The sequence below is a fragment of the Devosia sp. SL43 genome, from assembly GCF_021729885.1.
In the GTDB taxonomy this organism is placed as follows: domain Bacteria; phylum Pseudomonadota; class Alphaproteobacteria; order Rhizobiales; family Devosiaceae; genus Devosia.
Window position 1 is genome coordinate 45718 of the sequence record NZ_CP063401.1, and the last position, 14162, is coordinate 59879.

General features: G+C 61.7%; 13 protein-coding genes. 5 read left to right on the forward strand and 8 right to left on the reverse strand.

Annotated elements, in window-relative coordinates:
- The first annotated feature begins 267 nt into the window (after positions 1-267).
- Positions 268-1071: an inositol monophosphatase family protein gene (locus IM737_RS00255; RefSeq protein ID WP_236897402.1), complete on the forward strand. Its 804-nt coding sequence runs from the start codon at positions 268-270 to the stop codon at positions 1069-1071.
- A gap of 3 nt (positions 1072-1074) precedes the next feature.
- On the opposite strand, the gene IM737_RS00260 is transcribed toward IM737_RS00255, so the two are convergent.
- The 7 genes from IM737_RS00260 to IM737_RS00290 all read right to left on the reverse strand — a co-directional run bounded on the left by IM737_RS00260 (position 1075) and on the right by IM737_RS00290 (position 7793).
- Positions 1075-1908: a glycerophosphodiester phosphodiesterase gene (locus tag IM737_RS00260; protein ID WP_236897404.1), complete on the reverse strand. Its 834-nt coding sequence runs from the start codon at positions 1906-1908 to the stop codon at positions 1075-1077.
- A gap of 1 nt (position 1909) precedes the next feature.
- Positions 1910-2947: an ABC transporter ATP-binding protein gene (locus tag IM737_RS00265; protein WP_236897406.1), complete on the reverse strand. Its 1038-nt coding sequence runs from the start codon at positions 2945-2947 to the stop codon at positions 1910-1912.
- Between the two features lie 8 nt (positions 2948-2955).
- Positions 2956-3774, reverse strand: a complete 819-nt coding sequence (locus IM737_RS00270) for an ABC transporter permease (protein ID WP_236897408.1) — start codon at positions 3772-3774, stop codon at positions 2956-2958.
- A complete protein-coding gene (locus IM737_RS00275; protein WP_236897410.1) occupies positions 3775-4650 on the reverse strand; it encodes an ABC transporter permease in 876 nt (291 codons plus the stop codon).
- Complete coding sequence (locus IM737_RS00280; protein ID WP_236897412.1) at positions 4647-5795, reverse strand: extracellular solute-binding protein; 1149 nt, start codon at positions 5793-5795, stop codon at positions 4647-4649. Before IM737_RS00280 ends, IM737_RS00275 begins: the two co-directional genes overlap by 4 nt.
- A 526-nt stretch (positions 5796-6321) precedes the next feature.
- A complete protein-coding gene (locus IM737_RS00285; protein WP_236897414.1) occupies positions 6322-6804 on the reverse strand; it encodes an SRPBCC family protein in 483 nt (160 codons plus the stop codon).
- 92 nt (positions 6805-6896) lie between these two features.
- Positions 6897-7793: an N-acetylmuramic acid 6-phosphate etherase gene (locus IM737_RS00290; protein WP_236897416.1), complete on the reverse strand. Its 897-nt coding sequence runs from the start codon at positions 7791-7793 to the stop codon at positions 6897-6899.
- Positions 7794-8057: 264 nt separating this feature from the next.
- Between IM737_RS00290 and IM737_RS00295 the strand changes: the two genes are divergently transcribed.
- From IM737_RS00295 to nagA, 3 genes are all read left to right on the forward strand, one after another.
- Positions 8058-8846: a GntR family transcriptional regulator gene (locus IM737_RS00295; protein ID WP_236897418.1), complete on the forward strand. Its 789-nt coding sequence runs from the start codon at positions 8058-8060 to the stop codon at positions 8844-8846.
- A gap of 348 nt (positions 8847-9194) precedes the next feature.
- On the forward strand, positions 9195-10271 hold the full coding sequence (locus tag IM737_RS00300) for an SIS domain-containing protein (protein ID WP_236897420.1): 1077 nt from the start codon (positions 9195-9197) through the stop codon (positions 10269-10271).
- A complete protein-coding gene (nagA, locus tag IM737_RS00305) occupies positions 10268-11428 on the forward strand; it encodes an N-acetylglucosamine-6-phosphate deacetylase (RefSeq protein WP_236897422.1) in 1161 nt (386 codons plus the stop codon). The genes IM737_RS00300 and nagA overlap by 4 nt, the downstream gene beginning before the upstream one ends.
- 2 nt (positions 11429-11430) lie before the next feature.
- On the opposite strand, the gene IM737_RS00310 is transcribed toward nagA, so the two are convergent.
- On the reverse strand, positions 11431-12174 hold the full coding sequence (locus IM737_RS00310) for an SDR family oxidoreductase (protein WP_236897424.1): 744 nt from the start codon (positions 12172-12174) through the stop codon (positions 11431-11433).
- Positions 12175-12613: 439 nt separating this feature from the next.
- Between IM737_RS00310 and IM737_RS00315 the strand changes: the two genes are divergently transcribed.
- On the forward strand, positions 12614-13951 hold the full coding sequence (locus IM737_RS00315) for a porin (RefSeq protein ID WP_236897426.1): 1338 nt from the start codon (positions 12614-12616) through the stop codon (positions 13949-13951).
- Positions 13952-14162: the final 211 nt, after the last annotated feature.

Consider the following 14162-nt stretch of genomic DNA (forward strand, 5'->3'; position numbering starts at 1 on the left):
CCATTGGGCTTGCTGCATCGTCACTGTCCAGTGACATCTCATGATCGAAACCAATCCAGGTTTCATTTCCAGCTTCCGTCCGGAAGCGCTCCAAGGATGGACACGTCGCGACGATTCGGTCAAGAAGGATCCTCAATGACAAAATGTCAGTCACAAAAGGTGACAAAACCGACCGATTGTGACAGTCTAAGTCATTGATTTTGCTGGGAGGCGTAGATTCCCATCCTCTCCGCCACTCCCGCAAGCCACTCAGATAGCGGGGCCATCATGAACTACGATGCCGTACTTGCCGACATGGTCACCGTCGCCCGCGAGGCCGGTGCGCTGGCGCAGTCCTATTTCAAGCGCTTCCGCGAGCTGGAAATCGGCATCAAGGGGCCAGCCGATTTCGTCTCCGAGGCTGACAAGGAAAGCGAGCTGCTGATCCGTCGCTTCCTGTTCGCGCGCTATCCCCACTGGAGCTTCACCGGTGAGGAATTCGACCCGGTCGACCAGGACAATGAGCATCGTTGGCTGGTCGATCCGATCGACGGCACCACTAATTTCATCAACGGCATGCACTACACCATCTCGCTGGCCCTCCGCCGCGGCAACGAGACGGTCTGCGCCGTGCTCTATAATCCACCCGCCGACGAGATGTTCACCGCCATTCCAGGGCAGGGCGCCTTCCTCAACGGCGAGCGCCTGAGGGTCAGCGAACAGGCCGATATTGGCTTGTTCAACGTCGGCACCGGCCTGCCCACGCCTGGTCTGCAGCTCTATCCCGGTTCCTACGAGCGCCTGGACGCCATCCGCGCCCCCATTGGGGCCGTCCGCGTCGTCGGTAGCGCCGCCAATAGCTGCGCCTACGTCGCCATGGGCCGGCTCACCGGCTACTACGAGGAAACCGGCTTCGTCGACACCGCTGCCGGCATCCTACTGGTCCAGGAAGCTGGGGGCATCGTCACCGACTGGTGGGGGCGCGGGCCTGATGTCTACGAGCGCACGGGTACGCTGATCGTCGCCAACAAGGCGACGCATGCGTATCTATTGGACAAGCTCAAGGATGTGCCGCGCAAGAACCCGAAATAGGTCCTATCCCATCAGCGCCAGCAGACCCTCGGGATCGTCGGTGGTGATCTGGTCGACGCGCAGCTCCAGCAACCGCTGCACATTAGGCCGCGAAACCCCATCGGCAACCTTGATCGTATAGGCGTCGATCCGCCGACCTTCCGCATGGAAAGCCGCGACGATGTCGAAGCCCGCACGGTCCGCTCCCAACACCAGCGGATAGGCCAGGTAGATCATTTCCGCCTTGGGCGATGCTGCCACGGCGTCCCGAACAAAACCGGCAAACTCCTGCGAGACCTGTAGACGCTCGAGCGCACCGTCGTGACACGGGTCATAGCCGATCTTGAGGCCGTCAACGCCATCGGTCAGCAACCGAACCGATTCCGCATCGCCGGACGACAGGATCATGTGCCGCGCAACCGGCGCCACCGCCCGCTTGAAGGTCGCGACGGCCACGGGGTCCAGCACCCGCCAGTCTTCCTTATAGTCGAGCTGCAGCAGGGCATCCGGGTGCAATCCGCCCTGTTCCAGCAGGTCGGCCAGGTCTTCCAACAACATCACATGCTCGTCGAGCGGCACGCCGTCCTCACCACGCAGATAGAATGAGCGCAGCTCGGACGCCGTCAGCTCGGCGACCTTGCCAGCTCCCGTGGTTTCGCGCTCGACGCTCAGATCATGCAGCACAGCGTAGCCGCGGTCGCCATGTACGACGAGGTCGACCTCGACGCTCGCACCAATCCGCATGCCTTCCAGTATACGCCCCGGCGTAAAAACCGGATCGCTGGCCCGCCGCTTGGCACGATGCCATTTGAGCCAGGTGCGGTGCCCCTGGCGTTCGATGAAGATCGGATCGGTCATATCAAGCCCGGTGGATCAGCACATTGTCGCGATAGGCGGCAATGGCGCGTGGCGCCAGCGTGACGCCCTGGCCGGTCTGGAACAGGTCGGGGTGGGACACCATCGCCTTGATGCGCGTATCGTCCAGCAGTTCCAGGTCGACCAGCCCATGGGTGCCATAATCGGTCACCCGATGCACCTTGCCCTGGCCGCCATCGGTTGCCACGGCCAGGTCGAGCGCTTCGGGGCGGATCGCCAGCGTCGCTGGACCGTCGCTCACCGGCAGCGGCGTCGAATACCCCGCCTTGCTGAAAATGCCATTGGCCACGACACCCTCGACCAGATTCATCGTCCCGATGAACCCAGCCACGAACGGCGTCTGCGGCATGCGATAGACGACGTCTGGCCGGTCTATCTGCTCGGTCTTGCCGTCGCGCATCACCACGATGCGGTCCGCCATCGACAAAGCCTCATCCTGCCCATGTGTGACGAACAAAGTGGTAATCTTGAGCCGCTGCTGGATATCGCGCACTTCCTCGCGAAGTCTCTCACGCAAGTGCTGATCCAGACTCGCAAAGGGCTCGTCCAGCAGAAGGATTTTCGGCTCCAACACCAGCGACCGCGCCAGCGCCACCCGCTGCTGCTGTCCACCTGAAAGCTGGGTGACGCTGCGCGTGCCATAGCCACCGAGCCCCACCAGCTCGAGCACGCCTTCCACCCGCCGCTTGATCTCGTCCGGCGCAACTTTGCGCAGCTTGAGGCCGAAGGCCAGGTTCTTGAACACGTTCATATGCGTCCACAGCGCATGGCTCTGGAACACCATGCCCGTCGGCCGCTTCTCCGGTGGAACATGGGTGATGTCTTCGCCATCGATTGTCATCAGCCCGCTACTGGGCGTCTCGAACCCGCCCACCATGCGTAGCAAAGTTGACTTGCCCGAACCGGACGGTCCCAGCAGGCAGACCAGTTCACCATCCGCCACATCGAGCGAGAAGCTGTCGACGGCCTTGGTGCCGTTGGGGAAAATCTTGGAAACGTCTTTGATCTTGAGAACGGACATGAACTTTCCTAGCCCCCGAAGCCGCGGGCGAAAGACCCGGAATTGACCACCCGGCGCGCGAACAGCAGGGCGATGAAGCTGGGCACCCACAGGATCACCGACAGCACCGCGCCATACTGGATGACCGGCTGGTTGTTGATGAACGAGATCATCAGCACCGGCAGCGTCCGCACCTGCGGCGCACCGATCAGCCAGGCACCCTCAGTCTCGTAGAACGTGCCCACAAAGCTCAGCAGGATCGCCGCTGCGATGGTCGGCCCGGCCTGCGGCAGGGTGATCGACCAGAAGACCCTAAACGGCGAGGCACCGACATCGCGTGCCGCTTCTTCCATGCGGCGGTCAACCGCCTGGAACGCCGCGACCGGGATCCAGATCATGAACAGCAGCGTGCCAACCAGCTGGATGAGCACCACGCCCCAGAAGGTGCCGATGAGATTGAGCTGCAGGAAAATCCCGGCGATCGCCACCAGGAGGCCGAATTTGGGGAAGGCATGCCCGGCGAGGAACGAGAAGAACAGGATACTGCGCCCCGGAAAGTCCAGCCGCGCAAAGGCATAGGCCGCCGGCAGGCAGATGATCGCCGACAGCGCGGTCACCGTCGCCGCCAGCGTCAGGCTCATGGTGATGGAGGTCCACACGTCGGCCCGCGCCAACGTCTGGTTCCAGAACCTAAGGCCGAATTCCTGCGGAACGAGCGAGGGATAACGCCATACATTGGTGAAGGCCCATGTGCCCACGACCAGCAACGGTACCACGATGACCAGTGTCAGCACCGTCGCGAAGGCGATACCGGTCCAGTCAGTGCGGCGGCGAACAAGCGTACTCATCTAGGCCGCCTGATTCTTGGCGACGGAGCGCACATAGAAGAGACCGAACAGAATGCAGAAGGCGAACGTGATCACCGCTTGCGTGATGGCGGTTCGAGGCTCGAACAACTCGCGGAACGTGCGCTGCATGAAGGGTCCCATCATTTCCGGCGCCGCCGGACCCAGCACATAGGGCAGGGTGAAGGCCGAGAAGATGCCGAGCACGGCGAACGAAATCGCCACCAGGATGGAATTGGAGAGCCGCGGCAGGATGATATGCCACAGCACCGCAAATTTGCCGGCGCCGACATCGCGTGCCGCCTCGATTGCCTGGTTGGAGATACTGCCCAGGCCCGACAGCAGGATCAGCACGGTCAGCGGAATATTGTCCCATACCAGGCCGATCACCGGCCCCCAGGGTGTGAGATAGGGCGAGCGGATCTTGGGCATGCCGACCGAGTTGAGCACGAGATCGACGGTGCCGTTCGGACCCAGCACGCGGATAAACGCGAAGCTGAGAATGATCGACGGCACGAACATCGGGAAGATGGCGAGGCTCTGCACGTAGCCGGCGACGCGGCTGTCCGAAAAGCGGAGGTAGAGCGCGATCGGCAGGCATACGAGCAGCAGCAGTATGGCGCAAACCCCTGTTGTCCACAGGGTCATCGATAGGTTCGAGAGGCTATAGCCGTCGGAAAAGAAGAACTGGTAGGTCTCTACCGAGAACGCGTTGCCCTCCGGCGTCGGCACCCAAACGGTCTGGATCACCGCCGAAATGATCGGCCAGATGATCAGCCAGACCACCAGTAATACGGGCGCGGCGACGAGCAGGAGGCCAACAGGCCTCCTGCGTGCTTGGGGAACGGGCGGCAAGGCGCCCGCAGTTTCGGTGGTCACGAAGCCGGGTCCACGTTTGGCGCCACAGCGCGATACCAGCCGTCGTTGATAGCCTTTTCCCAATCGCCGCTGGGGAAGTTCGGGATGGTCTGCGGGATCAGGTCGGCAAACTTTTCACGCAGTTCGGCAGACACGTGGTCCCACGAGACGCCGGGGAAGCCGCCCAGTTCGGTCAACACGGCCGACTGGATTTCCTCGCTCAGCAGGAAGTCGGCCAGCTTGAGCGCCGCATCCTTGTTCGCGCCATTGCTGAGCACGCCCAGCTTGGTAAAGCCGCCCGGCAGGCCGAGATCCTGCAACTGAACCAGACCAGTGGTTTCCGGTAGAACACCCTGGGCGATGGCCGACAGGGCCTGGTCCGACCAAGCCGGAATCATCGTCACGGCCGACTGGCCCAGCAGCTGGATCGACTGGGTATTGCCCGAGGTATAGGCGCCACCATCGAACAGAGATGGTGCCAGGTCCAGCAACATGTCGAAGGCTGGCGTCAACATCGCTTCGCCGGCATCAGCAGTGTAGTTGTCCACCTTGAACTTGGCTGGGTCCTTGCCGTTCGCCTCGTAGATCGCGCGACGGACGAAGTTGCCACCCGAACCGCCCTTGTTGGGACGGTTGTAGATGAACTGGCCAGGATTAGCCTTGATCCAGGCAATCAAGTCGGCAAAGGTCTTGGGCGCGTTGGCCGGATCGAGCTTGGTGGTGTCATAGGCCAGCAGAACCTGCGAGCCGCGATAGGGCAGGTTGGTCGGAATGTCGAAGGCCAGCGGGTTGATCTTGGAATAGTTGCTGAGGCCCGCCGTCTCGAAGTCGACATAGAGACCCTTGGCAATACCATCGACCGTTACCCGGGTGTCGAAGCCTTCCAGCAGATCGGCCTGCGGGTCTTGTCCGCCAGCCAGCGCGGCAAGCGCGCGGTCTGCAATGGCCGCAACGCCGGCACCGTCGCCACCATCGACCAGGTTCAGTGTAATGCCGGCATTGGCAGCCTCGAATTTCGGCTTCACCACATTGGTCCAGAAGTCGATGACGTTCTGGTCCGAAGAGAAATAGACGTCGATCACGCCTTCAGCACCGAAGGACATGCGGGGCAGCATGAGAGCGCCGGCAGCGGTGCCGGCGGCGAGCATAAAATCGCGCCGTTTCATTTGTGTTCTCCCTGAAGTCCGTTCTTGGAACGGATGTTCCGCAGACGGTCAATTCCGCCCCCGGTTTCATCGATCTGTCGTCGACCTCCCTCAACAAACTACCGGCTGGGCAATTATGCAAGCGGAAACCCGCCCCCGAGGGAGCTGCGACTGCGGGGTACAAATCACAGGTTTGCGACAGTCATGTAACACCGGGCCAGAGGCTCTCCGGCGGTCGATTGTGACATCGGATCAAAATTGAATATGACAGCCTAACTGACCATCAGCGAACACAGATTTTCCAAGAAACCCGTCGCATCACGGCTACCGGTGTCACCCAGTGCGCCGACCGGTCGATAGTCACAAAGCTGACTGATTCTCATTGACGCTGGAGGCCGACGGCTAGATCGGTCGGCTCCCTTGGTCCCACTCGCCAAAACTCGTCGGCACTGACGAAACGTTTATTCCGCTGCCGGCAAATGGAGGCGGGATGTCACAGGGACGCCCTAGCCTGACTAACTCAATATGATGACAGCTGTAACGCGGCTCAGAGCGTCGCGGCCAGCGCCTCAAGTTGGCCGGCGCAGATACCCCAGCCTTCGTGAAATCCCATCTGCTTGTGATTGGCGGCGTCCTCGGCAGTCCAATGACGCGCCACGGCCGTGTACTTGGTCTTGCCCGCGCCGGCGTCCTCAAGCGTGATGATGCCGGTAAAGAATGGTTTGCCCGACGGCGCCCAGTCGCCCACGAAGGCGTCGGTAAACACCAGCCTTTCGTTGGGCACAATTTCGAGATACTGGCCCGGATTGGGATATTCGGTGCCATTCTCGTCCGCCATGGTGATGACGCTGGCGCCGCCCGGACGCAGGTCGATGTCAACCTTGGGCGTGCTCCACGGCTTGGGCGCAAACCACTGCTTGATCAGTTCCGGCTGCGTCCAACACTGGAAAACCTTGTCCCGCGGCGCATTCAGCACGCGCGTCAGCACGAGGTCGCGGTCGGTGTCTTGGGTGGGAAGTGCGTTGGTCATTTGCTCAGTCCTTTGGGTTGGCAGTTTCATCTACCCAACGAACGGGACTAACGCGTTTCGACACGCCGCTGAAACTTTCTTGTCGTCTGCCGCTATCGGCCCAGCGCTCGCAAGGCAGGGCGCAGACGGTTCTGGTTGTCGGCAAGCAGCCGTTCGGCTTCGGCAACCCCCTCGGCCCCCACCGCCAGCAGGATCGCCGTCTTCACTGCGCCACCGGCCTGCACCAGCGCATCGACCGCCTTGTCTTCAGGCACGTCGCTCACCGCCATCACGATCCGCTTGGCGCGTCCGCGCAGCTTGAGATTGTCGGCGATCAGGTTGACCATGTAGCCGTCATGCACATGCCCCAGATGGATCGCCATCATGGTCGAGAGCATGTTGAGCGCGATCTTCTGCGCCGTTCCGGCGCCCATCCGCGTTGAGCCGGCAATCACTTCCGGCGGCGTGGGCAGGCAGATGGCCACGTCCACCCGCTCGAACAGCGGCGCGCCGCGATTGTTGGATATGCCTATGGTCTTTGCCCCCGCTGCCCGTGCGGCTTCCACCGCCGCCATGGGGTAGGGCGTGTAGCCGCTGGCGGTCAGTGCGATGACGCAATCGCTGGGGCCAACGCCAATGGCCGCCATCTCCGCCTGCGCCGCATCGGCATCATCCTCCGGGCCGCCCACCATCTCGGTCAGTCCGGCAATCCCGCCCGCCAGCAACACCTTGATCCTGTCGCGCCCAATGCCATAGGTACCGGGCAATTCGAGCGCATCGGCCAGGGCCATCAGCCCGGAACTGCCGGCCGCCGCATAGATCAGCCGACCACCGGCCATCAGGCATTGCGCGGCCAGTTCGGCTCCCGCCGCGATCTCGGGAACGGCCTGCTGCACCGCCTCGGCGGCCTCGGCCTGCGCGGTGGCCAGAATCGTCAACGCTTCCTGCGACGGCAGCATGTCGAAGCCCTTCGCGCGGGCGTGGGTCATCTCGGTTTGCGTTGCGCTCATGCCATTCTCCAGTGATGGCAATAATGCCAAAAACATACCACTTGTCCAGCTGGACCCGTGGCGTTGATCGGCGGTGCAGCCGTCGCGGTCGCGAAAAGCTCAACAAACGCAGCCTGATGCGTCGATCGTGCAGAACCGTGATTTGGGGCTTGGTGAATGGTATTTTATTGGTATTATGTTGGTAGAGGGGGCAGGCTTGGCGAAACCACTGACATTTAGTGATATGCATCGGAAAAGCGCGCGCCAGCAGGTGAGGGGGGCATTGTGACCGATCTGTCCAACAGTTTCTTCGCCGATGGCCCCATTGTCCTGCCGTCCGGCGGCCCGCTTTATCTGCAGCTGAAACGCTGGATCGAAGATGCCATTCACCGTGGCGCAATCAATCCCGGTGACGCGCTGCCCTCCGAGCGCGATCTGGCGACCAGGGTCGATGTCTCCCGCGTTACCGTTCGCAAGGCCGTGCTGCAACTGGTCAAGGACGGCGTCCTGGTGCAGCGCCATGGCTCGGGCACGTTTGTCGCCCCCCAGACGCAGCGCGTCGAGCAGTCGCTCTCCCAACTTACATCCTTCACCGAAGACATGGCGCGTCGCGGTATGGCCGTGCGCGCCGAATGGCTTGATCGTGGCCTTTATCTGCCATCTCCCGAAGAAACAGTCATTCTGGGCTTGTCCGCTGGCGATCAGGTCGCCCGCATTTCGCGCCTGCGCCTGACTGGCGATACGCCGCTCGCCATCGAGCGCGCCAGCCTCTCGGTCCGCGTACTGCCAGATCCGGCATCCATTGGCGACTCGCTCTACAAGCATCTCGACAAATCCGGCAACCGCCCGATCCGTGCCATCCAGCGCATCCGCGCCGCCAATCTTGAAGAGGAAGACGCGCACCTGTTGCAGGTCGCCGTTGGCTCGGCCGGGCTTAACATCGAGCGCACCTCTTATCTGGCGTCCGGGCGCGTCATCGAATTCACCCGCTCCATCTATCGGGGCGACACCTATGACTTCGTCGCCGAACTGCGCCTTGGCGACCCTTCCGGCAATGGAAGCGGGAAGACATGAGAACGAATCGCGCAATCGTTTACCTGCTTGGCGGCTTAACGCTTGCCACCCTGGCTGGACCGGTAAGTGCCCAGCCCGTGACCTTCGACGTGGATCTGTTCTACGAGAAGATCGTCGACGGGCCGCGGCCGAGAAAAGTAGTCCGCGTATCCTTGCAACTCCCCAGTGCTCAAGCAGCCGAAGTCATGTGTCGCAGTTCTCTGCTCAAGTTGGGCAGGAATGCTTTGGCGAATCCCAGCGCGTTGGGTTTGACCGGTAACTGGATGGCCGGCGGGGGCGAGTGCGTTACGGACGAGAACGGAAACATAAAAATGGCTGTCGAAACATCGTCTGCAGGAAGTCACTAACATGGGAAATACCACTGGCCTCTCCCAGACTGACCGCGTCGAGGGTTCGCTCAGCACCCAGACCTTCATGCGCCAGGAAGTCGATGCCATCCCCGGCGTCGTTGCCAACTTCCTCGACAAGAGCGGTCCCGTTCTTGATGCCGCTGCAGCGGCGCTGCGCGATCGCGATCCGCTCATGGTCGCCACCGTCGCCCGTGGGTCGTCCGACCACGCCTGCTCTTATCTGAAATACGCCATCGAACTGACGCTCGGCCTGCCCGTCGCGTCCATCGGCCCATCCATTGCCTCGATCTATGGCAAGGACCTCAAGCTAGCGCGCAGCGCCGCGATTGCCATCTCGCAGTCCGGCAAGTCGCCTGACATCGTTGGCATGGCCCAGTCGGCCCGTCGCTCCGGCGCCATCTCCATCGCCATCACCAACACTGCCGACTCGCCCCTCGCCGAAGCCTCCGACTTCACCATCGATCTGCATGCCGGCCTCGAACAAAGCGTCGCCGCCACCAAGACCTTCGCGACATCAGTCGTCGCCGGCCTCTCTCTCATCGCCCGCTGGAGCGGCGACGAAGCGCTCGGCGCCGCCATCAGCGACCTGCCGACCTCGCTCGCCAAAGCGGTGGCCTGCGACTGGTCCGAGATGATTGGCGCGCTGGACGGGCACAGCGCTCTCTATGTGCTTGGACGCGGGCCGGGCTTTGCCATCGCCAACGAAGCAGCGCTCAAGTTCAAGGAAACCTGTAACATCCAGGCAGAGTCCTACAGCGCCGCCGAGGTGATGCATGGCCCTGTCGCCATCGTCACACCCGGCTATCCCGTGCTGGGCCTCGCCGCCCGCGATGCTGCTGAGGCCTCGGTCGCCGACATGGCCCACAAGCTGGCAGGCCAAGGCGCCCTGGCGTTTCTGACCAGCACCCGTCCCGGCGCTGCCAAGGCTCTTCCTTTCGCGCCCACGGGTCATCCTCTCACCGATCCGCTGGCGCTGATTGTCTCCTTCTACGGCTTCGTCGAAGCGCTTTCGCGCCATCGCGGATTCAATCCTGACGTGCCCAAGGCCCTCAAGAAAGTCACCGAGACAGTATGAGCGACCTTCTCGCCATTTCCGGCGCCCGCATCTTCGATGGGCAGGACTGGCATGATGATGCCGCGCTGCTGATCGAGTTCGGCTATGTCGCCGGCATTGTCGCGGGCGGCCAGGTGCCGGCCAATGCCCGCCTCGTTACCCTCGATGGCGGCATGGTCGTGCCCGGTTTCATCGACCTCCAGGTCAATGGCGGCGGTGGCGTGCTGTTCAACAACGATTCGTCGCTGCAAGCCATCCGCACCATCTGCTCTGCCCATGCCCAATTCGGCACGACCGCGCTATTGCCAACCCTCATCACCGACACGGTCGACATCAATATCGCCGCGATAGCTGCCGGCGTCGCGGCCTGGAACGATCGTGTCCCGGGCTTCATCGGCCTGCACCTCGAAGGTCCGCACCTCTCGATCGCCCGCAAGGGCACGCACGACCCGGCGCTTATCCGTCCCATGGACGCTGCCGATTTGGCGCGAATCATCGCCGCCAAGGCAGACCTGCCCAATCTGATCTGCACGGTTGCCCCTGAAACTGTGGCTGCCACCCAGATTGCCGCTCTCTCGGCCGCTGGCATCGTCGTCAGCATCGGACATTCCGATGCCTCATACGACCTCGCCTCCGGTGCCTTCGCCGCCGGCGCGACCATGGCGACCCACCTCTTCAACGCCATGAGCCAACTGGGCAATCGTGATCCCGGCGTCGTCGGCGCTGTTCTCGATCGATCGGAAGTCTTTGCCGGGCTCATCGCCGACGGCATCCACGTCCACCCAGCCACTATCGGCAGCGCCCTGCGCGCCAAGCTTGGTGATGGCAGGATATTCCTCGTTACCGATTCCATGTCGCAGACCGGCACCGACCTGCAATCGTTCTCGCTCAATGGCCGCACCGTCACCCGTAGTGAAGGCGCACTTCGGCTTGACGACGGCACGCTGGCCGGCGCCGATCTCGACATGATCGACGCCGTCAACTTCATGGTGGACCGGATCGGGCTAGATGTGGGCGAGGCGGTGCGCATGGCCTCACTTTATCCCGCCGAGGCCATGGGCATTCAATCCACCCACGGCCATCTCGGGAGCGAGGCCTGCGCCAGCTTCGTGCATCTGTCCGATGATCGGAAAGTGCGCGCCACCTGGATCGATGGCGCCGAAGTCTTCCGGGCCTGAGTCTACCCGCGCCCGATATAGGGCATGTTGGTCGCCATCACCGTCATGAACTGCACGTTGGCCACCAGCGGCAGCGCCGACATATAAAGCAACGCATCGACCACATGCCTGGTGTCGAAAGTCGGTTCGGGCATCATGGTGCCATTGGCCTGCAGCGACCCGGTATTCATTGTGCTGGTCATGTCGGTCGCCGCATTGCCGATGTCGATCTGTCCGCAGGCAATGCTGAAAGCGCGCCCGTCCAGCGAGATCGCCTTGGTCAACCCGGTGATCGCATGCTTGGACGTCGTATATGATGCCGCGCCTGGACGGGGCGCATGGGCGGAGATCGATCCGTTGTTGATGATCCGCCCGCCCTGCGGTGTCTGATCACGCATCGCACGGAACGCTTCGCGCGCCACATAGAAGGCGCCATTGAGATTGGTGTTGATCATCTCCTGCCAGGTCAGCACATCCAGATCGCCGAACGAGACCGCCGGCGCGAACCGGCCGGCATTGTTGAACACCACGTCGATACGGCCATATCTCTCCTTCACCCCCGCAAAGAAGTGCGCGACCGCATTGGGGTCGGTTACGTCGCAGGCGCCGGCATAGCCGTTGATCTCACGTCGTACCGGCTCAAGCGCTTCGATCCGTCGACCGCAGATGGCCACGTCATAGCCAGCCTGGGCAAAACCCAGCGCGGCTGCCTTGCCGATTCCTGAACCGCCGCCTGTGACGACCGCGACTTTTCCACTCTTGCTCATGCTTCCTCCAATTGTGGCACTGCGGCCGCTTGCAACCGTACCGGTTCCGATTCTGTGCACATTGATGCCACAGACTGCTGCGCTTGTGTTCAGCGCCTCATCGGCCAAAATACCGGCCTCAGCTGGTGGTCGAACGTGCTAAACCCTTCAAAACCCGCGGAATTTAACGCTTCGTTTAGCCGGGTTAACAGGTGGTTTCCATCTGTGTGCTGAATCTGCAACATCCGGTTCGCAACCATATTGCCGCCCTGCCAAAACGGCTTTTGCGAGATTGCGTCATTTCCCGGCATGCGTAGAGTGGGTCTTGCGAATCCATGCATGGGATCGTTTGTCGGTCGCAGCGCGACGGCAACACACTGCACCACGAATAGTGTGGTCGCGTTACGACAAACCTGCTGGGCAACCGGCACCAAGAATGACTGACTTTGGAGGTCAACTAATGAAACTCAAGAGCCTTATCCTCGGTTCTGTTGCTGCTGCCGGTCTCTCGACCGCTGGCTTCGCTGCCGATCTCGGCGTCCTCACCTCGCTGGACGTTTGCGACGAGCTGGGCCTGTCGGGCCTGACCATCTCGTCCGACACCAACTGCCTGCAGATCTCGGGCGGCGTTTCGTATGAATTCAACTGGGGCGATTTCCGCACCGAAGACGACATCGCTCACACCTATGACGGCGACCGCGTGATCTCCGTTGGCGATGACCCGACCGACTGGAACAGCAAGGTTGAAGCCTGGCTGAAGTTCGTTGGCACCGCTTCGTCCGACTTCGGTCCGGCCAAAGCTGTTATCGTGATCAAGGAAACCGATCTCACCCGCGTTAATCGTTCGGGTGCCGTGACCACCGTCGACAGCGACGGTAACTTCGACGGCCTGCAGCTTGACGAAGCCTACGTCCAGATCGGTGACACCACTGTCATCATGGCTGGTAAGAAGGGTTCGATCGCGAACCTGGGCGACGACGAGCCCTTCAACTTCCTCGGTCTGTTTAACTCCGATGCCATCGACGGCAAGGGCGTTGGCATTGACGGCGACTACACCGGTATCGGTGGTCACGTGATCCAGGTCGTTTCCGATCTCGGCAACGGCGTTAGCGCCGGTATCGCTCTCGAAGACCTGAACTCCGACAGCGCGGTTGCTGGTGTTGTTCCGGCCTTCATGGGCTCGCTGGTTGGTGTTCTGAGCTACGCTGGTGAAAACCTGACCGCTCACGTCACCGGTATCGCCTTCGGTATCCTCGACGGCAACGTTGAGTCCTGGGCCATCCACGCTGGTGCCACCGGCACCTTCGACGCGTTCAAGGTTCGTGGCGCTGTCTCGTACTGGGATAACTTCAAGTTCGGCGGCACCGACGTTGTGCACGCACTGGTCTCCGCTGAAGGCACTTTTGACATGTTCAAGATTGCTCTCTCGGGCGAAGTTGCCAACGAGAACCCTGGCGTGACCGACTACGGTGTTGGCGGCTCCATCGGTGCAACCGTCACCGAAGGCGTCTCGATCAACCTCGGCGCACGTTACTTCACCTCGAACGCTGGCGTTGGCGACACCTACCAGGTTGCTGCTCAGCTCGTTGCTGCTGTGACCGAAACCATCAAGATCACGGCTGAAGTCGGTGGTTATTTCGGCGACGAAATCACCTTCCACCATGGCGAAAGCGTGTACTACGGCGCTGCCGAACTGGCATGGGCTCCGGGTGGCGGTTTCACCTCGTCCATCAAGGGCGAAGTCAACAGCGAAGAGGCCTACAAGGTCACTTTCAAGGCTGCCAAGACCTTCGAATAATATTCGATCGTTCTGTAATACGGAAAGGCCCGGCCCACGCCGGGCCTTTCTGCTTTCAAGAGCCGCAATGCCGACGCCATGATTCTCCGTAATCTGGCCGGTGCACGCGGGTACGGTTTGGTCACCGCCAAAAGCGCCTTTGCCGACAACCGCTTAGCGCCCCTATTTTCGTTCCCTCTCGCCCTAAAATGCTCTAGCGTTGCTGCAATTG